The following is a 16,508-nucleotide window of genomic DNA, read 5'->3' as shown; positions in this document are numbered from 1 at the left end:
CCCCGCCGGCCCGGCCCCTCCCCGCCGCCGTGGCGGTGGTTCTTCCGAAGCCGGCGGCGCCCTTTCCCGGGCGCCCCGATCCGGGCAGGCTGCGGCCTGCCCTTTCCCGTCATTCCCCGCCCGGCGCGCTTCCGACCGGGCCGCGCCCCCCGGATCCCGCCAGCGGCCCCCGCCAGCGTCCCCGGGGGCAGCCGGCCGGCCCCACGCCCCGGGCGCAGCGAGGATCCACGCGATGCGCCCGAGCCCCCGACTCTCCCCCGCGCTCAATGTCGTCATCCAGGCCGCGCAGAAGGCCGGCAAGCGCCTGTTGCGCGACTTCGGCGAGGTCGAGAACCTCCAGGTCAGCGTGAAGGGACCCGGCGACTTCGTGTCCCAGGCCGACCTGCGCGCCGAGGAAAGCCTGCGCGCCGATCTTTCCAAGGCCCGCCCGGGCTTCGCCTTCCTGATGGAGGAAAGCGGCGAGAGCGGCGAGAAGGACTGGGAATGGCGCTGGGTGGTGGACCCGCTCGACGGCACCAGCAACTTCCTGCACGGCATCCCGCAGTGGTGCGTCTCCGTCGGCATCGAGAAGCGCACCGGCGAGAACAGCTCCGAACTCATGGCCGGCGTCATCTACAACCCGGCGATGGACGAGCTGTTCTGGGCCGAGAAGGGCATGGGCGCCTTCCTCAACGACCGCCGCCTGCGCGTGTCCGGCCGCCGCAACATGCAGGAGGCGCTCTTCGCCACCGGCATCCCCTTCGCCAGCGCGCCGAAGCGAGCCGAGTTCTCCGCCACCCTGGCCAAGCTGATGCCGCAGGTGGCCGGCGTGCGACGATTCGGCGCCGCGGCGCTCGATCTCGCCTGGGTGGCGGCGGGCCGCTACGAGGGCTTCTGGGAGCTGGGGCTGAAGCCCTGGGACTGCGCCGCCGGGATCGTGCTGATCAAGGAGGCCGGCGGCTACGTCACCGATCCGGACGGCAACGACCCCTGGCCGCACGGCAACATCGTCGCCGGCAACCCGAACCTGCACGGCCCGCTGCGCGAGGCGGTGGCCGAGGGCATCGCCCGCGTCGCCACCAGCCGCGGCACGGCGGGCTGAGCGGCACGCCTCCCGGGGGCGGGCCGGGCCGCATCGCCGCGGCCGTTTCCGCCTCCCTTCCGCCGCCCGCGTGATGCGCGCCACCGGGCCCCGGCGCCCGGCAAAGCGCGACAGGGGGCTGTTCCGGCCCCCGCCGATCTGCTCTAGCCTGCGCGGCCGATGCCTCCGGTCCCAAAATTTCTCCGGCCCGCCCTGATCCTGGCGTGCCTGCTTGACGTCCTCCCCGGTCCGGGGTGGGCGCAATCCGACCTGCCCCTGCCGCCACCCCCACCCCCGGCGCCGCCGCCGCCCGCCGTGCTGGCCCCAGGCCCCATGCCGCGCCCGCCCGCGCCGCCCGTCACCGCCGCCTATGCCGACATCCCGCTGGCCGACGGCATCGCCGTCCTGCCCGAGGGCGGCTGGCGCCTGCAGGGCGACATCACCCCGCCGCAACAGGCGGCGCTGCAAAGGCTCGCCAAGGCCATGGCGGAGCGCAGCCGGGGCCGCGTCACCGTGCTGGCCCGCGTTTCCGGCCCGGCGGACGACCTTTCCACCGCCCGCCGCGACAGCCTTTCCCGGGCGCAGGAGATCAAGCGCACCCTCGAATCCGGCGGCCTGCCCGGCACGCGCATCGACCTGCGCCCGCTCGGCCTGACCATCGAGGCGACCGACAGCATCGACCTGATCCCGCCCGCCCCGCCGCGCGGCGCCATGGCCCCCGCCGCCCCTTCACCCTCCCCCCCACCAGCGGCCGCGCCCGCCCCACGCAGAGGATGAACCATCCCATGACCCGCCCCACCCGCTACCTGCTGCGGATGGTGGTCTTCCTGGCCGTGGTGCTGGCCATCGCGGCCCTGCTCTCGGCGCAGCTCCTGGTGGCTTTCATGGCCAACCCGGTGCTGAACGGGGTGATCCTCGGCGTGCTGCTGCTGGGCATCGTCTGGACCTTCCGCCAGGTGCTCACCATCCGGCGCGAGGCCGACTGGCTGGAGGAGTTCCGCCGTCAAGGCCCCGGCCAGACGGCGCAGGCGCCGCCGAGCCTGCTCGCCCCCATGGCTTCCATGCTGGGCAGCCGGCGCGGCGAGGGCTTCTCCCTGTCCGGTCCGGCGATGCGCTCGGTGCTGGACGGCATCGCCGCGCGGCTCGACGAGAGCCGGGAACTCTCCCGCTACATGACCGGGCTGCTGATCTTCCTCGGCCTGCTCGGCACCTTCTGGGGCCTGATCCAGACCATCGGCGCGGTGGGCGAGGTGATCAACAGCATGTCGGTCGGCTCCGGCGACCTGAACACGCTGTTCAACCAGCTCAAGTCGGGCCTCGCCCAGCCGCTCGGCGGCATGTCGATCGCCTTCTCCTCCTCCATGCTGGGCCTCGGCGGCTCGCTGGTGCTGGGCTTCCTCGACCTGACCGCCGGGCAGGCACAGAACCGCTTCTACAACGAGCTGGAGGAATGGCTCGCCTCCGCCACCCGCCTCTCCTCCGGCGTGCTGGGCGCCGAGGGCGAGGGCGGCTCCGTCCCCGCCTATGTGCAGGCCCTGCTGGAACAGACCGCCGAGAACCTGGAAGGCCTCCAGCGCATCATGGCGCGCGGCGAGGAACGCTCCGCCCATGCCGGGCAGGCGCTGAACACGCTGACCGAGCGCCTGTCCGTGCTGACCGACCAGATGCGCGCCAGCCAGGTGCTGATGCAGCGCATGGCCGAGGGGCAGGCATCGCTGAACCCGGTCCTCCACCGGCTGGGCGAGGCGCAGGGGCATGGCGAGGCCTCCTACGCCCATCTGCGCAACATCGAGCTCTACCTCGCCCGCCTCGTCGAGGAGGTGAGCCAGGGCCGCGCGCAGTCCACCCAGGAGATCCGCAGCGAGATCAAGCTGCTCGCCCGCACCATTGCCGCCCTGGCGGAATCGCCCTGATGGCGGCCATGCAGGCAGGGCGCTGACCCATGGCGCGCGGCATCCGGCGTTCCCAGCGCGAGGGGCTCAACGCCTGGCCCGGCTATGTGGACGCCCTGTCCACCCTGCTGATGGTCATCATCTTCGTGCTGCTGGTCTTCGTGCTGGCGCAGGGCTTCCTGTCCGTCACGCTCAGCTCGCGCGACCGGGCGCTGGACCGGCTGAACCGGCAGGTGGCGGAACTGGCCGACCTGCTTTCCCTGGAACGCAGCCAGACAGACGAACTCCGCGCCAGCCTTGGCCGTGCCCAGGACGAGGCGCGCCGGGCCGCCGCCGCCCGCGACGCGGCCCAGGGCGAGCTGACCGGGCTGCGCACGGAACGCGACCAGCTCCATGACGAACGCGACACCCTGCGCGAGGCCCGCGACCAGCTCGCCGCCCGCCTTTCGGATGCCGAACTCGCCGCGCGTGGCACGGGCGAGCGTATCGCCTCGCTGGAATCGCGCCTGACCGAGGCGCTGGGCCGGGCCGAGGCGGTGGGCGGCCAGACCGCCGAGGCGGTGCGCCAGCGTGCCGAGGCCGCCCGCGCCCTGAGCGCCGCCCAGGCCGGGCGGCAGCAGGCGGAACAGTCGCTGGCCCAGGCCCAGGCCCAGTCCCAGGCACAGATCGCCTCGCTCCAGGCCGAGGCCGCGAAGCTCGCCGACCAGGTGCGCGCCCTGACCGCGCTGCGCGACCAGCTGGAGAAGCAGGCGCAGGAGGCCCAGGCGAAGCTCGGCGAGGAGCAGCACGCCCATGGCGAGGCGGTGCGCCTGTCGGAAAGCGCCCAGGCCCAGGCCGCCCTGCTGGCCCGGCAGATCGACGATCTGAAGGCACAGCTCCAGCGCCTCGCCGCCGCGCTCGACGTGCAGCAGAAGTCCGGGCAGGAGAAGGACGCGCAGATCGCCGATCTCGGCAGCCGCCTGAACGCCGCCCTCGCCGCCAAGGTCGAGGAACTGCAGCGCTACCGCAGCGACTTCTTCGGCCGGCTGCGCCAGGTGCTGGGCGACCGCCCCGACATCCGCATCGTCGGCGACCGCTTCGTCTTCCAGTCCGAGGTGCTCTTCCCCGTGGGCAGCGCCGACCTGTCCGACAGCGGCAAGGCGCAGATCCGCCAGATCGCCGGGGTGCTCAAGGAGATCTCCGGCCGTATCCCGCCCGGCACGCCCTGGATCCTGCGCGTCGATGGCCATGCCGACCGCACGCCCTTCCGTGGTGGCGGGCGCTTCGCCTCGAACTGGGAGCTCAGCGCCGCCCGTGCCATCGCCGTGGCGCAGCTGCTGATCAGCGAGGGCCTGCCCGCCAACCGGGTGGCCGCCGCCGCCTTTGGCGACAACCAGCCGATCGACCCGGGCGACAGCCCCGAGGCCCTGGCGCGGAACCGGCGCATCGAACTGCGGCTGACCGACCGCTGAGGCCGGCCAGCCCCCTGGTCCGGCAACCCGTTCCTTGGCGGCAAGGCGCTGCCTTTCCCCCGCCCCCCGCCCGGGGCTGGCCACGCAGAGCAACGCCCCAGGCCGGGGGCCGGATCAGATGATCTTCGCCTCGAAGGGCGGCAGGAGGTCCGGAGCCTCGAATTCCAGCACCCAGAGGTCCGGGTCGCGTTTCACCTGCCGGGCGACATAGGCATCGGCCGCCTCCTGGTCCACCGCCGCCGTGCCGGTGCCACGCATCCAGGCCTGCCGGCCCTCGGCGTCGCGCACCTGGGACAGCACGACCATGCCCTCCCGTCCGTGCAGGACGCAGAGGATGCCGCCGCTGTCGGGGTCCCCCTTGCGCAGCACCATGCCGGGGCGGCCGGCCTGGTCCCCGAGGCGAAGGGCCATCGAGGCCCAGATACCGGCTTTCACGCGCGCTTCCATGCTTCTGGAGGTGCCGTCGCCGCGCCTGCGGCGCAAGCCCCGCCGCAGCCTCTTGCCGACGCCGCGCCGCCGCGCGAAACACCCGCCGCCGACAGGGCATAGGGGATCAGGGAAAAGATGGCTGCACCGGAGCGCCGTTTGACGGAGGGCCAGCGCGCCTATGAGGCCAAGCGCGCGGCCAAGGCGGGCATGAGCCTGGAGAAGTGGCTCGCATCCCGCGAGCGGGAGCGCGAGACGGCGAAAGCCGCGGCGACCGAGGCGCCCAAGCCGCCGGGCAAGGCGCGCGCCTTCTTCAGCAAGCTGATGGAAAAGGCCAACAAGCCGATCGGCTGAAGCCCGGCACCGGCCCCGGCAAGGTGCGGGCGATGATCGCGGCCCATGCCGATTGGTCGGTGAACCCGGGCAAGCGCTGGTTCACCGGCGCCCGGCGCACGGGACCGGGTGGCTGGCTTGCCACCGCCCCGCGCCCGGTCGGCGAGCCCGCTGCCTGGGCCGCCGCCCTGCTGGCGGAGGGGCCCACCGTGGCGCTGGGGCTCGACCTGCCGCTCGGCCTGCCGCGCGCCTATGCCCGGGCGCGCCCCGAACCGGACTTCCCCGCCTTCCTGCGCGGCCTCGCGCGGCAGCCCGGCTTCTGGCGCGTCGCGGAGACGGTGGCCGAGGTCTCGGCCGGCAGTCCCTTCTACCCGGCGCGCGGGATGCGCGGCATGACCCGGCTGGAACATGCCCTGGCGCTGGGCATGGCGGATGCGTCGGGCCTGTGCCGGCTCTGCGACCTCGCCACCGCGGAACGCCCCGCTGGGGCGCCGCTCTTCTGGACGCTGGGGGCGAACCAGACCGGCAAGGCGGCGATCTCCGCCTGGAGGGACTGGCTGGTCCCGGCCCTTTCCGCCGGCGCCCCCTACCGCCTCTGGCCCTTCGAGGGCGGGCTGCACGGCCTGCTGGCGCCGGGCCGGGCCGTGCTGGCCGAGGTCTATCCGGCCGAATGCCTGCGCCATCTCGGCCTGCGCCTGTCCGGCAGCAAGCGCGACCGCACCGTGCGCCTCCGGGTGCTGCCGGAACTGCGGGAGGCCATGGCCCGGCTGGGCGTCCGGCCGGACGCGCCTCTGGCGGAGGCCATGGCGGATGGCTTCGGCGCCGATGCCGCCGGGGAGGACCGCTTCGACAGCCTGCTCGGCCTGCTCGGCCTCATCGGGGTGCTGGACGGCATCCGGCCGGATTTCGTGCCGGACGATCCCTGGGTGCGGCACTGGGAAGGCTGGGTGCTGGGCCAGACCAGCCTGCCCGCCGCACCGCCCTATCCCGCTGGCGTGTAGAGGCCGGCGCCCTCGGCGACACTCCTTGCCAGCGCCACGACGAGGTCGAGGGTCGGCGTTGCCACCCCGGCCATGCGGGCGATGCGCAGCGGCGCCAGCAGGATCGACTCCACCTCCATCTGCCGGCCGAGCTCCAGGTCCTGCAGGATCGACGGCTTGTGCGCGCTGCGCCCGACACCGGCGAGTTGCTGTACCGGATCGGTGTCGAGCGTGATGCCGAGCGCGGCGGCGATGGTCTGCGCCTCGCGGATCATCCGCTCCGCGGCCGCGGCAACCGCGGGGTCGGCATAGGTCTCGCGCAGGTTCCGCCGCGTCAGGATGCAGAGCGGCCCATAGGAGATGTTGCCCATCAGCTTGGCCCAGACCTCCTTGCGGATCTCCGTGGTCACCGGCACCTCGGTGAGCCCGCCGGCCTGGAGCAGCCCGGCCAGCGCCTCGATGCGCGGCGTCACCCGCCCGTCCGGCTCGCCCAGGATCAGGCGGCTGCCCTTGCCCTCCACCGAGATCACGCCGGGCTCGACCACGGTGCAGGAGGAATAGACCACCCCGCCGATCGTGCGCCCGATGCCGATGGCGCCGTGCAGCACCCCGCCCGGATCGAGCTCCGGCATGTGCTGCCCCTTCAGCACCCCGCCGGCCCCGTCGAGATACCACCAGGGAATGCCGTTCAGCGCGAAGACGACGGCGGTCTCCGGCCCCAGCAGAGGCCTGATCGCCCGGGCCACCTGTGGCAGGGCGGGCGACTTGGTGGTGACGACCACCACGTCCTGCGGCCCGAACTCCGCCGGGTCCTCCGACGCGGCGAGGCGTGCGTGGTGCTCGCCGTCATAGGCCCGCACCGTCAGGCCGCGTGCACGGATGGCGGCGAGCTGCGTGCCCCGCGCGACCACGGACACTTCCGCCCCGCCTTTCGCCAGGCGCATCGCCAGATGGCCGCCGATCGCCCCGGCGCCGAAAACGCAGACTTTCATGCCGATCTCGTCCCCTATCGGACCCGTCACGCTCAGGACAGCAATTCGAGTGCCGCGCGGGACAGCGCCTGCACGCCCAGCGCGATGCAGCGCTCGTCGGGCTGGTAGAAGGCGTTGTGCAGCCGGTCGTCCCGCCCCGGCGCGCCGGAGCCGATCAGCATCTGGAAGGCGGGCATCCGCTCCGAGAAGGCGGAGAAATCCTCCGACCCCATGCTCGGCTCCCCCGCCTCCGGCTCGACGCCGAGCTGCGCCCGGATCGCCGCCACCGAGGGGTCGAGCACCCGGTCGTCATTCACCAGCGGCGGCACGCGGCGGGCATAGTTCAGCTCGCAGGTCACGCGCATCCCCAGCTCCAGCCCGGCGACCAGGCGGCGGATGGCGGCCTCGGCGGTGTCGCGCGCCTCCGGGTGCAGCGTCCGAACCGTGCCCTTCAGCGCCACGCGCTCGGGGATGATGTTGTAGGTCGTGCCGCCCTGGAACATGCCCACCGTCACCACGGCGGGGTGCAGCGGCCGCACCTCGCGGCTCACCACCGTCTGCACCTGCGACACGAACTGCGCCGCCGCCACGATCGGGTCCACCGCCGCGTAAGGGTGCGCCGCATGGCCCGACTTCCCCCGGATGGTGAGGTCGAACAGGTCCGAGGCCGCCAGTCCCGTCCCCCTCACATAGCCGAAGCTGCCGACCGGCCTGTCCGGCACGTTGTGGAAGCCGAGCGCCATGTCCACGCCCTCCGCCGCCCCGTCGGCGATCATGGCGGCGGCGCCCTCCAGGATCTCCTCCGCCGGCTGGAAGACCAGCGCGACGCGACCCGCCAGCATCGGGGCGATCTCCCGCAGCACCTCCGCCACGCCGAGCAGCGTCACCGTGTGGATGTCATGGCCGCAGGCATGCATCTTGCCCGGCACGGTGCTGGCGAAACCCTGTCCCGTCTCCTCGTGGATCGGCAGCGCGTCCATGTCGGCGCGGATCGCCAGGGTTGGCCCCGGCCGACCGCCCTCGATCACCCCCAGCACACCGGTCCGCCCCACCCCGGTCCGGTGCGCGATGCCCAGCCGCGCCAGCTCCGCCGCCACGATCCCGGCGGTGCGCACCTCCTCGAAGCCCAGCTCCGGATGCGCGTGGATGTCGCGGCGCAGGCCGATCAGCCGCGCCTCGGCGGCCTCGGCGATGCCGGCGATTCGGCCGGTGGGGTCATTGGGGCGTGGTTCCGTCACGGGGGGCCTCCGGAGGGCGCGGGACGCGTGCCCTGGCGGGTGGAAATCGCCCGGAGGGTCGCGCGGGATGGGAAAGTGGAGGGGCAGCCGCCCCCTGCTGCAGGGCAGCATGAAAAAAGGTGGGGCATCCCACAAGGGCGATCCCTTGCGACGGTGTGTTTCCCCGCATTACGCTTGGTCAACTTCAAAGTCATGGGAGGATAATGGGATGCCGCTCGCCCAGGGCGCCACCGGCCAGCGCGCCGGGTGCCGGATGCCAGGATATCCGGCGCGGCCGGCCCGCCACCCCCTCCCCATGCCTTTGCTGGACACTGCCTCTCCCCCATCCGGGGTGGCTGAGGATGAGGCCATGCCCGGCCCGAACCGGCCGCGTAGCGCGATTCGGAGACAAGACGCGTGAAGATCAACACGAAGGACCTGATCTCGGGGGGGCTGCTGGTACTGCTGGCCCTGGTCGGGCTCTGGCTTAACACGGACCATACGCTGGGCGATGCCCGGCGGATGGGGCCGGGCTACATGCCCATGCTGGTATTCGTACTGCTGCTGATCCTGGGGGCGCTGGTTGTGCTGGTGAGCCTGCGCAGCGGCCCCGACGCGCTGGAGCGCTGGACGAACACGGACCTGACCACGGTGCTGCTCGGCACCGCGGCGGGGCTGGTGGTCTGGCAGGTGCTGGAGCGCATGGGAGTGGGCGAGGGCAACTGGCGCCAGGTCGGCTTTGCCTTCGTGGTCGGGCTGGGCATCATGGCGGCCTCGCCGGGCTGGCGGCCGCTGGCGCTGGTCAGCGTCTGCATGGCGATCTTCGCCCTGGCGCTGGAGCCGCTCGGGCTGGTGGTGGCCTTGGTGCTGAGCCTGACCGTCAGCGTCTTCGCCGACAGCAGCCACACGGCCCGGGGCGTGCTGGGCATGCTCGTGGCGCTGGTCGTGATGGCCTGGGTCATCTTCATCTGGCAGCTCGACATCCGGGTGCCGGTCTGGCCGACGGCCTTCTGAGAGCGGACGCACCATGGACCTCTTCGCGAACCTCGCGCACGGCTTCGGCGTCGCGCTCTCCCTCGACAACCTGCTCTTCGCGCTGCTCGGCGCCCTGATCGGCACCGCCATCGGCGTGCTGCCGGGCATCGGCCCGGTGGCCACCATCTCCCTGCTGCTGCCCATCACCTTCGGCCAGCCCGCCACCACCGCCATCATCATGCTCGCCGGCATCTACTACGGCGCGCAGTATGGCGGCTCGACCACCGCCATCCTGCTGAACCTGCCGGGCGAGGTCTCCTCGGTGGTGACCACGCTCGAAGGCTACAAGATGGCCCGCAACGGGCGGGCGGGGGCAGCGCTGACCATCGCCGCGCTGGGCTCCTTCTTCGCCGGCACGGTGGCGACCCTGGTGGTGGCGGCCTCCGGCCCGCTGCTGACCCAGGTGGCGCTCTCCTTCGGCCCGGCGGACTACTTCTCGCTGATGCTGCTCGGCCTGATCATCTCGGCCGTGCTGGCCCAGGGCTCGGTGCTCAAGTCCATCTCCATGGTGGTGCTGGGCGTGGCCCTCGGCCTGGTCGGCACCGACGTGCAGACCGGCCAGCAGCGCTTCACCTTCGGCATCCCCGAGCTTTCCGACGGGCTCGGCTTCGCCTCCATCGCCATGGGCATGTTCGGCATCTCCGAGATCATCCTGAACCTGGAGCGCCCCGAGGCGCGCGAGGTGCTCAAGACCAAGATCGGCAGCCTCTGGCTGACCAGGGAGGAGTTCCGCCGCGCCACCCCCTCGGTGCTGCGCGGCACGGTGCTGGGCTCGGTGCTGGGCATCCTGCCCGGCGGCGGCGCGGCGCTGTCGGCCTTCGGCTCCTACATGCTGGAGCGCAAGGTCTCCAAGTACCGCCACGAGTTCGGTAATGGCGCCATCGAGGGCGTGGCCGGCCCCGAGAGCGCCAACAACGCCGCCGCCCAGACCTCCTTCATCCCCTTGCTCACGCTGGGCATCCCGGCCAATGCCGTGATGGCGCTGATGGTGGGTGCCCTGATCATCCAGGGCATCCAGCCCGGCCCGCGCATGGTCGAGGCCCAGCCCGACCTGTTCTGGGGCCTGATCTGCTCCATGTGGATCGGCAACCTGATGCTGCTGGTCATCAACCTGCCGCTGATCGGCATGTGGGTGAAGCTGCTCAGCGTGCCCTACAAGTACATGTACCCCGCCATCCTCATGTTCTGCATGATCGGTGTGTACTCGCTCAACAACAGCGTCTTCGACGTCTACCAGACGCTGGCCTTCGGCATCCTGGGCTATGTCTTCACCAAGCTGAACCTCTCGGCCGCCCCGCTGCTGATCGGTTTCGTGCTCGGCCCGATGATGGAGGAGCACCTGCGCCGCGCCATGCTGCTTTCGCGCGGCGACGCCTATGTCTTCATCGACTTCGCCAACCGCCCCATCAGCGCCTGCCTGCTGGTGATCTGCGCCCTGGTCCTCGGCTCGATGATGCTTCCCGCGCTGCGTCGCAAGAAGGATGAGGCCATCGCGGAATGATCTTGTAAAAGTAACAAATTTCTAAATTAGAAGCGGGCCTATGGCCCGCTTCCCTTTTAGGCAGCGCTCCGCTAGGTCGTGAGGCTACCGAGTGTAAGGACCCGCGCGATCGATGACAGCTGCCGCTGCGTCTCTCATTCCCGTCGTCCTCTGCGGAGGGACCGGCACCCGGCTCTGGCCCCTGTCGCGCGAGGGTTATCCGAAGCAGTTCTGGCCCTTGGTCGGCGAGAAGACCATGCTCCAGGCCACGGCGAGCCGTGCCCAGGGCCCTGGCTTCGCGCCGCCCGTCCTGGTGGCCTCGGAACCGCACCGCTTCCTGGTGGCCGAGCAGCTGCGCGAGGACGGCATCGAGGGCGCGCGCATCGTCCTGGAGCCGGAGGGCCGTAACTCCGCCCCCGCCATCGCCGCCGCTGCCCTGATCGCCGCCGAGCAGGACCCGCGCGCCATCCTCTGGATCATGGCCGCCGACGCCGTGATCCAGGACAAGGACGCCCTGCTGGAAGCGGTGAAGCTGGCCGCCGCGGCCGCCGAGGCAGGCTCCATCGTGGCCTTTGGCATGAAGCCGACGGCGCCCGAGACCGGCTACGGCTACATCGAATCCGGCGACCCGCTGCCAGGGGCAGAGGGGCTCTTCAAGATCAAGAGCTTCGTCGAGAAGCCGGACGTCGCCACCGCCCGCCACTTCCTGGAGGGCGGCCGCCATCTCTGGAATTCCGGCATGTTCGTGGCCTCCGCCGCGACCTGGCTGGCGGAGCTGGAGCGCCTGGCGCCCGAGCTGATGGAGGCCGTGCGCGCCTCGGTGGAGGGTGCCAAGCGCGACCTCGACTTCGTGCGCCTCGACGCCAAGGCCTTCTGCAAGGCGCCCTCCATCTCCATCGACTACGCGGTGATGGAGAAGACCCCGCATGCCGTGGTCGTGCCCGCATCGCTCGGCTGGTCCGATGTCGGCTCCTGGGATGCCCTCTGGGCCGTCTCGCCCAAGGACGAGAAGGACAACGCCACCCACGGTCCCGTCCATCTGGTGGAGGCCGAGGGCTGCCTCGTCCGTTCCGAGGGCATGCTGACCGGCGTGGTCGGCCTCAAGGACGCGGTGATCGTCGTCACCGAGGACGCCGTGCTCGCCATGTCCCGCGACAGGGCGCAGGACGTGAAAAAGCTGGTGGAGAAGCTCAGGGCCGCCGGGATCAAGGAGGCGACCGAGCACCGCCGCGCCTATCGCCCCTGGGGTCACTACGAGGGCCTGATCCTCGGCAACCGCTTCCAGGTGAAGAAGATCCAGGTCCGCCCGGGCCAGAAGCTCAGCCTGCAGAAGCACCACCACCGCGCCGAGCACTGGGTCGTGGTGAACGGCACCGCCATCGTGGAGCGGGATTCCGAGCGCCTGCTCGTCCGCGAGAACGAGAGCGTCTATCTGCCGCTGGGCTGCGTCCACCGCATGGAGAACCCGGGCATGATCCCGCTGACCCTGATCGAGGTGCAGTCGGGCTCCTATCTCGGCGAGGATGACATCGTCCGCTACGAGGACAATTACGGCCGGGCCTGAGCCCCGGCCCGGCGGGCCCCTCCCCCGCCACCCTCTTCGGCATCCGCTTCGAAGCGCCCTGGGCCAGTCGTCCGGGGCGCTTTCCTTTTGCGCGCCTTTCCGCCAGCCCCGGCACGAAATAGGTCATTCCCCGCGGTCCGTTCCACCGGCAGGATGATGGAACCAGCCTTCAGGTGGCTCGGGGGGAATGGACTTGATTCGAGATATCCTGCGGCCTGCGACACGCGCCGTGCGCTCCATCATCGGCACCAATGGCCTGTCGGACCGCCTCGCGGTGCTGGAGGGTGCCCTGCTCGCGCAGTCCCGCCCGAACGGCGCCTTCTCCGCGGCGCCTTCGGCCGGGACCGCGCCGCTTCCCGCCCCTTCCCCCGCCCCGCCGGCGGAACGCCCCGCCCCGTTGAACGTGAACCTCCTCCTGCACCAGTCGCGCGGCGCCTTCCTCCGCGCCATGCCGCCCGGTGCCCAGCGCCTTCTCAGCGCGGGCTGCGCCGGCCTCTGGTACTTCGAGTGGATCGAGCAGACCTATGGCCGCGTGCCCGAGCATCTCGGCATCGAGTACTATTCGCCCCGGCCGGAGGGATTGCCGGACAATGTCACCTGGATCGCCAACACCGCCTCCGACATGTCCGACGTGCCGGATGCGAGTTGCGACCTCGTCTTTTCGGGCCAGAACCTGGAACACCTTTGGCCGGAGGAGGTCGCGGGCTTCGTGCTGGAAGCGGCCAGGGTGCTGAAGCCGGGCGGCCACCTCGTGATGGACAGCCCGAACCGTCACGTGACCAGGCTGCTGAACTGGAGTCATTCGGAGCACACCATCGAGCTGACCGAAACCGAGGCGCAGGAACTCGCCCGGCTCGCCGGCTTCGACGTGACGGTGACACGCGGGATCTGGCTCTGCCGCGATTCGCGTAGCGGGGAAGTCCTTCCCTTCGACCCCAACGCCCCCCATCCCGGCTGGTCCGTGCCCGAGCGCCTGATCGCCGCGCATGACCGGCCGGAGGATTCCTTCATCTGGTGGGTCGAGGCGGTCCGCAGCGACCGGGCGCCCGATGCGCCGGCGGTCCGGGCCCTGATGTCGGATCTTTTCCGACAGCACTGGCCGGAACGTGTGCAGCGCCTCCTGGCGGCGCCGGGCCATGCCGTCGAGGCCGATGCGGAAGGCGAATGGGTGACCGCCGCGCCGGGCAGCCAGGGCGCCGTGCTCTACGGTCCCTACATGCCCCTGCGTGCCGGGCGCTACAGGGTTTCCTGGCGGCTGCGCCTGCCGCAACAGGCCGACGGCGTGATCGCCGTCTGCGAGGTGGTGGCCCGGGAGACGGAGGCACCCCTGGCCCGCTGCGAGATCCGCGCCGGCGACGAGGCCCCCTCGCTCGACTTCGTGCTGGGCGAGATGACCTTCGGCCTGGAATTCCGCTGCCTGGCCACGGGCGGCGCGGGCTTCGCCGCGCGGCGCGGCGTGGAGCTGCAGGAATGGCCGGACGGCCCCGCGGCATCCTGACGCCCCGGGTCCGGGCATCCGTGCTCCCGGCAGCAGCGCCCCTGGCAATCATGGCACGCGGCTGCTCGCTTCCGGCCTGGGCTCCGCCCCTCTAGGCTGTTCCGCATGTCCGCCCTCCCCCATCCCGGCGCGCCCTGGCGCGTCAGCAGCGAGACCGGCCGCCTGAACGACGTGCTGGTCTGCCCGCCAGACCACTACCGCTGGATGCCGCTGAACAGCATCGTCCGCCGCACGCTGAGCGAGACGCGGCAGCGCCCGGCGGCCGATCACCTGCGGCAGCAGCATGCCGAGCTCTGCCACGCCCTGGCGCAGGGCGGCGCGCGGGTGCACCGGCTGGTGCCGGAGCCGCACCTCCCCTACATGGTCTATACCCGCGACAGCGTGGTCGTGACCCATGCCGGCCCGGTGCTCTGCCAGCTCGAACGCCCGCAGCGCCGGGGCGAGTACGCGCCGCTGACCGACTTCCACGCCGCCCATGGCTCCACCTTCTGGCGCAAGTCCAGCGCCGGCACGCTGGAGGGCGGCGACATCCACGTTATCCGCCCCGGCCTCGCCTGCATCGGCGCCAGCGGCGGCCGCACCGACGAGGCGGGGGCGGAGCAGCTCGCGGAATGGCTCCGCGCCGAGGGCTGGGAGGTGCGGGTCGAGTTCTTCGACGAGCATTTCCTGCATCTCGACGTGATCTTCTGCATGGCCGCCCCCGGCCTCGCCGTCGCCTGCCTCGACGTGCTGGACCCGGGCTTCGTGGACTGGCTGGCGGGGCACGGCATCCGCTGCATTCCCGTTTCCTACCGGGATGCCATGGCGCTCGGCTGCAACATCCTCGCCCTGGGCGACGGCCAGGTGGTCTCGGCCCGGGCCAGCACCGCGCTCAACGCTGCCCTGCGGGCGGAGGGGCTGACGGTGCTCGATCCGGAGATCACACTCTTCACCCTCGGCGGCGGCGGCCCTCACTGCCTGACCTGTCCCTTGTCACGCGAAGCGTGACGCCCTGATCACCTGTCACGCGGAGCGTGACGTTCTGTCGCCTGTCGCGCGAAGCGGAGTGAAACGTCCATGAACATCCCGTCGAGGCCCGTGGAGCAGGTGATCGCCGAGGCCCGGGAATTCCTGGGCGACCGGCTTTCCACCAACCAGGCGGTGCGGGAGCAGCACAGCCGGGGCGAGGACACCACCACCCCCACCCTGCCCGACGCCGTCGCCTATCCCCTGACCACCGAGGAGGTCTCGCGCCTCCTCGCCCTCTGCCATCGGCACGAGGTCCCGGTCACCGCCTTCGGCGCCGGCACCTCGCTGGAGGGCCATGCCAATCCCGTCCGCGCCGGCATCAGCCTTGACCTGTCGCGCATGGACCGCATCCTGGAGGTGAGCCAGGAGGACATGGACTGCCTGATCGAGCCGGGCGTCACCCGCCACCAGCTCAACGACCACCTGCGCGACCAGGGCCTGTTCTTCCCGGTCGATCCTGGCAGCCACTGCACCATCGGCGGCATGTGCGCGACCCGCGCCTCCGGCACCAACGCGGTGCGCTACGGCACGATCCGCGAGAACGTCATGGGGCTGGAGGTCGTCCTCGCCGATGGCCGCGTCATCAACACCGGCTCCCGCACCCGCAAGGCGGCCAACGGCTACGACCTGACCCGCCTCCTGATCGGCTCCGAGGGCACGCTCGGCATCATCACGAAGATCCGCCTGCGCCTGCACGGCATCCCCGAGGCCACCTCGGCGGCGGTCTGCCAGTTCGGGACGCTGCGCGGCGCCGTGGAATGCGTCATCGCCACCATGCAGGCCGGCATCCCCGTCGCCCGCATCGAGCTGGCGGACGAGATCCAGATGGATGCCTGCATCCGCTACTCGAAGCTGGAAGGCTACCAGGCCCTGCCCACCCTCTTCCTGGAATTCCACGGCTCCCCCGCCGGGGTGCGGGAACAGGCGGAGACGGTGCAGGAGTTGGCCGACAGCTTCGGTGGCAGCGGCTTCGCCTGGGCCACGGATGCGGAAACGCGCAACCGGCTCTGGAAGGCCCGGCACGACGCCTACTGGGCCTGCGTGGCCCTCAGGCCGGGCTGCCGCGGCATGGCCACCGATGTCTGCGTGCCCATCTCCCGTCTCGCCGAGGCCATCGTCGGCGCGAAGGAGGACATCCTGGCCTCCGGCATGACCGCCCCCATCGTCGGCCATGTCGGCGACGGCAACTTCCACACGACGATCCTGGTGGACCAGGCCGACCCCACGGCGCAGGACCGGGCCTGGGAGCTGGACAAGAAGATCGTCGCCCGCGGCCTTTCCCTCGGCGGCACCTGCTCCGGCGAGCATGGCGTGGGCCTGGGCAAGCGCGAGTTCCTGGAGGCCGAGCACGGCCCCGAGGCCCTGGCGGTGATGCGTTCGGTCAAGACGGCGCTGGACCCCAGGGGCATCCTGAACCCGGGCAAGATCTTCCGGAACTGAGGCCCCTTCCCTCCGCGGAGTGCCAGGACGCGCCGGGGAGGGTTCGCGACAGGACCAGAACGGACCGGCAGCCCCTTGCCGCGGGCGCCGGTCCCGCCCGGCGCGATCCACGGCGCGCCGGAGGGCCCGAGGGGCGGCACAAGCCCCCGGGCC

15 protein-coding genes are annotated in these 16,508 nt (G+C 71.7%); 12 read left to right on the top strand and 3 right to left on the bottom strand.

The window, feature by feature from the left end:
• The first annotated feature begins 232 nt into the window (after positions 1–232).
• The 4 genes from CTJ15_RS06485 (at position 233) to CTJ15_RS06470 (ending at position 4,403) form a co-directional block, all read left to right on the top strand.
• Positions 233–1,081, top strand: coding sequence for an inositol monophosphatase family protein (locus CTJ15_RS06485; protein ID WP_019459532.1), 849 nt, complete (start codon positions 233–235; stop codon positions 1,079–1,081).
• A 312-nt stretch (positions 1,082–1,393) separates the two neighbouring features.
• Positions 1,394–1,837 carry a hypothetical protein gene (locus tag CTJ15_RS06480; RefSeq protein WP_075823551.1) on the top strand — a complete coding sequence of 148 codons (444 nt, stop codon included), beginning with the start codon at positions 1,394–1,396 and terminating at the stop codon, positions 1,835–1,837.
• Between the two features lie 8 nt (positions 1,838–1,845).
• Entirely contained in the window at positions 1,846–2,973 is a 1,128-nt protein-coding gene (locus tag CTJ15_RS06475) for a hypothetical protein (protein WP_019461538.1), read from the top strand.
• A gap of 29 nt (positions 2,974–3,002) precedes the next feature.
• Positions 3,003–4,403, top strand: coding sequence for a peptidoglycan -binding protein (locus CTJ15_RS06470; protein ID WP_099781358.1), 1,401 nt, complete (start codon positions 3,003–3,005; stop codon positions 4,401–4,403).
• 114 nt (positions 4,404–4,517) lie between these two features.
• Here the strand turns inward: CTJ15_RS06470 and CTJ15_RS06465 are convergent, their stop codons facing one another.
• Positions 4,518–4,850, bottom strand: a complete 333-nt coding sequence (locus tag CTJ15_RS06465; protein ID WP_075822642.1) for a DUF1491 family protein — start codon at positions 4,848–4,850, stop codon at positions 4,518–4,520.
• 117 nt (positions 4,851–4,967) lie between these two features.
• Between CTJ15_RS06465 and CTJ15_RS06460 the strand changes: the two genes are divergently transcribed.
• Both CTJ15_RS06460 and CTJ15_RS06455 read left to right on the top strand, forming a co-directional pair.
• Positions 4,968–5,183, top strand: coding sequence for a hypothetical protein (locus CTJ15_RS06460; RefSeq protein WP_037249763.1), 216 nt, complete (start codon positions 4,968–4,970; stop codon positions 5,181–5,183).
• A gap of 32 nt (positions 5,184–5,215) precedes the next feature.
• Positions 5,216–6,163 (top strand): hypothetical protein, encoded by a 948-nt coding sequence (locus CTJ15_RS06455; RefSeq protein ID WP_019461542.1) that lies wholly within the window; start codon positions 5,216–5,218, stop codon positions 6,161–6,163.
• Here CTJ15_RS06455 and CTJ15_RS06450 read toward each other — a convergent pair.
• Positions 6,145–7,134, bottom strand: coding sequence for a ketopantoate reductase family protein (locus tag CTJ15_RS06450; protein ID WP_075822643.1), 990 nt, complete (start codon positions 7,132–7,134; stop codon positions 6,145–6,147). The genes CTJ15_RS06455 and CTJ15_RS06450 overlap by 19 nt on opposite strands.
• 32 nt (positions 7,135–7,166) lie before the next feature.
• A complete protein-coding gene (locus CTJ15_RS06445; protein WP_019461545.1) occupies positions 7,167–8,351 on the bottom strand; it encodes a M20 family metallopeptidase in 1,185 nt (394 codons plus the stop codon).
• A gap of 396 nt (positions 8,352–8,747) precedes the next feature.
• Here CTJ15_RS06445 and CTJ15_RS06440 point away from each other — a divergent pair, with 396 nt between their 5' ends.
• The 6 genes from CTJ15_RS06440 to CTJ15_RS06415 all read left to right on the top strand — a co-directional run bounded on the left by CTJ15_RS06440 (position 8,748) and on the right by CTJ15_RS06415 (position 16,355).
• Positions 8,748–9,344 carry a tripartite tricarboxylate transporter TctB family protein gene (locus CTJ15_RS06440; RefSeq protein ID WP_019461546.1) on the top strand — a complete coding sequence of 199 codons (597 nt, stop codon included), beginning with the start codon at positions 8,748–8,750 and terminating at the stop codon, positions 9,342–9,344.
• Positions 9,345–9,357: 13 nt separating this feature from the next.
• A complete protein-coding gene (locus CTJ15_RS06435; protein ID WP_019461547.1) occupies positions 9,358–10,866 on the top strand; it encodes a tripartite tricarboxylate transporter permease in 1,509 nt (502 codons plus the stop codon).
• A gap of 112 nt (positions 10,867–10,978) precedes the next feature.
• Positions 10,979–12,409, top strand: a complete 1,431-nt coding sequence (locus CTJ15_RS06430; RefSeq protein ID WP_099781357.1) for a mannose-1-phosphate guanylyltransferase/mannose-6-phosphate isomerase — start codon at positions 10,979–10,981, stop codon at positions 12,407–12,409.
• A gap of 229 nt (positions 12,410–12,638) precedes the next feature.
• On the top strand, positions 12,639–13,907 hold the full coding sequence (locus CTJ15_RS06425) for a class I SAM-dependent methyltransferase (RefSeq protein WP_193009643.1): 1,269 nt from the start codon (positions 12,639–12,641) through the stop codon (positions 13,905–13,907).
• 105 nt (positions 13,908–14,012) lie between these two features.
• A complete protein-coding gene (locus CTJ15_RS06420) occupies positions 14,013–14,894 on the top strand; it encodes a dimethylarginine dimethylaminohydrolase family protein (protein WP_099781355.1) in 882 nt (293 codons plus the stop codon).
• A gap of 69 nt (positions 14,895–14,963) precedes the next feature.
• Positions 14,964–16,355, top strand: coding sequence for an FAD-binding oxidoreductase (locus CTJ15_RS06415; RefSeq protein ID WP_099781354.1), 1,392 nt, complete (start codon positions 14,964–14,966; stop codon positions 16,353–16,355).
• The last annotated feature ends 153 nt before the right edge of the window (positions 16,356–16,508 follow it).

The organism is Roseomonas sp. FDAARGOS_362 (assembly GCF_002754815.1).
In the GTDB taxonomy this organism is placed as follows: domain Bacteria; phylum Pseudomonadota; class Alphaproteobacteria; order Acetobacterales; family Acetobacteraceae; genus Roseomonas; species Roseomonas mucosa.
Note: the sequence above shows the minus strand (reverse complement) of the source record. Positions and strands in the feature narration are given on the sequence as shown.

Coding starts and splice junctions, on each gene's coding strand:
- CTJ15_RS06420 (WP_099781355.1), top strand. CDS start 14,013: ATGTCCGCCCTCCCCCATCCCGGCGCGCCCTGGCGCGTCAGCAGCGAG.
- CTJ15_RS06470 (WP_099781358.1), top strand. CDS start 3,003: ATGGCGCGCGGCATCCGGCGTTCCCAGCGCGAGGGGCTCAACGCCTGG.
- CTJ15_RS06455 (WP_019461542.1), top strand. CDS start 5,216: ATGATCGCGGCCCATGCCGATTGGTCGGTGAACCCGGGCAAGCGCTGG.
- CTJ15_RS06415 (WP_099781354.1), top strand. CDS start 14,964: ATGAACATCCCGTCGAGGCCCGTGGAGCAGGTGATCGCCGAGGCCCGG.
- CTJ15_RS06485 (WP_019459532.1), top strand. CDS start 233: ATGCGCCCGAGCCCCCGACTCTCCCCCGCGCTCAATGTCGTCATCCAG.
- CTJ15_RS06465 (WP_075822642.1), bottom strand. CDS start 4,850: ATGGAAGCGCGCGTGAAAGCCGGTATCTGGGCCTCGATGGCCCTTCGC.
- CTJ15_RS06450 (WP_075822643.1), bottom strand. CDS start 7,134: ATGAAAGTCTGCGTTTTCGGCGCCGGGGCGATCGGCGGCCATCTGGCG.
- CTJ15_RS06430 (WP_099781357.1), top strand. CDS start 10,979: ATGACAGCTGCCGCTGCGTCTCTCATTCCCGTCGTCCTCTGCGGAGGG.
- CTJ15_RS06480 (WP_075823551.1), top strand. CDS start 1,394: ATGCCGCGCCCGCCCGCGCCGCCCGTCACCGCCGCCTATGCCGACATC.
- CTJ15_RS06475 (WP_019461538.1), top strand. CDS start 1,846: ATGACCCGCCCCACCCGCTACCTGCTGCGGATGGTGGTCTTCCTGGCC.
- CTJ15_RS06435 (WP_019461547.1), top strand. CDS start 9,358: ATGGACCTCTTCGCGAACCTCGCGCACGGCTTCGGCGTCGCGCTCTCC.
- CTJ15_RS06460 (WP_037249763.1), top strand. CDS start 4,968: ATGGCTGCACCGGAGCGCCGTTTGACGGAGGGCCAGCGCGCCTATGAG.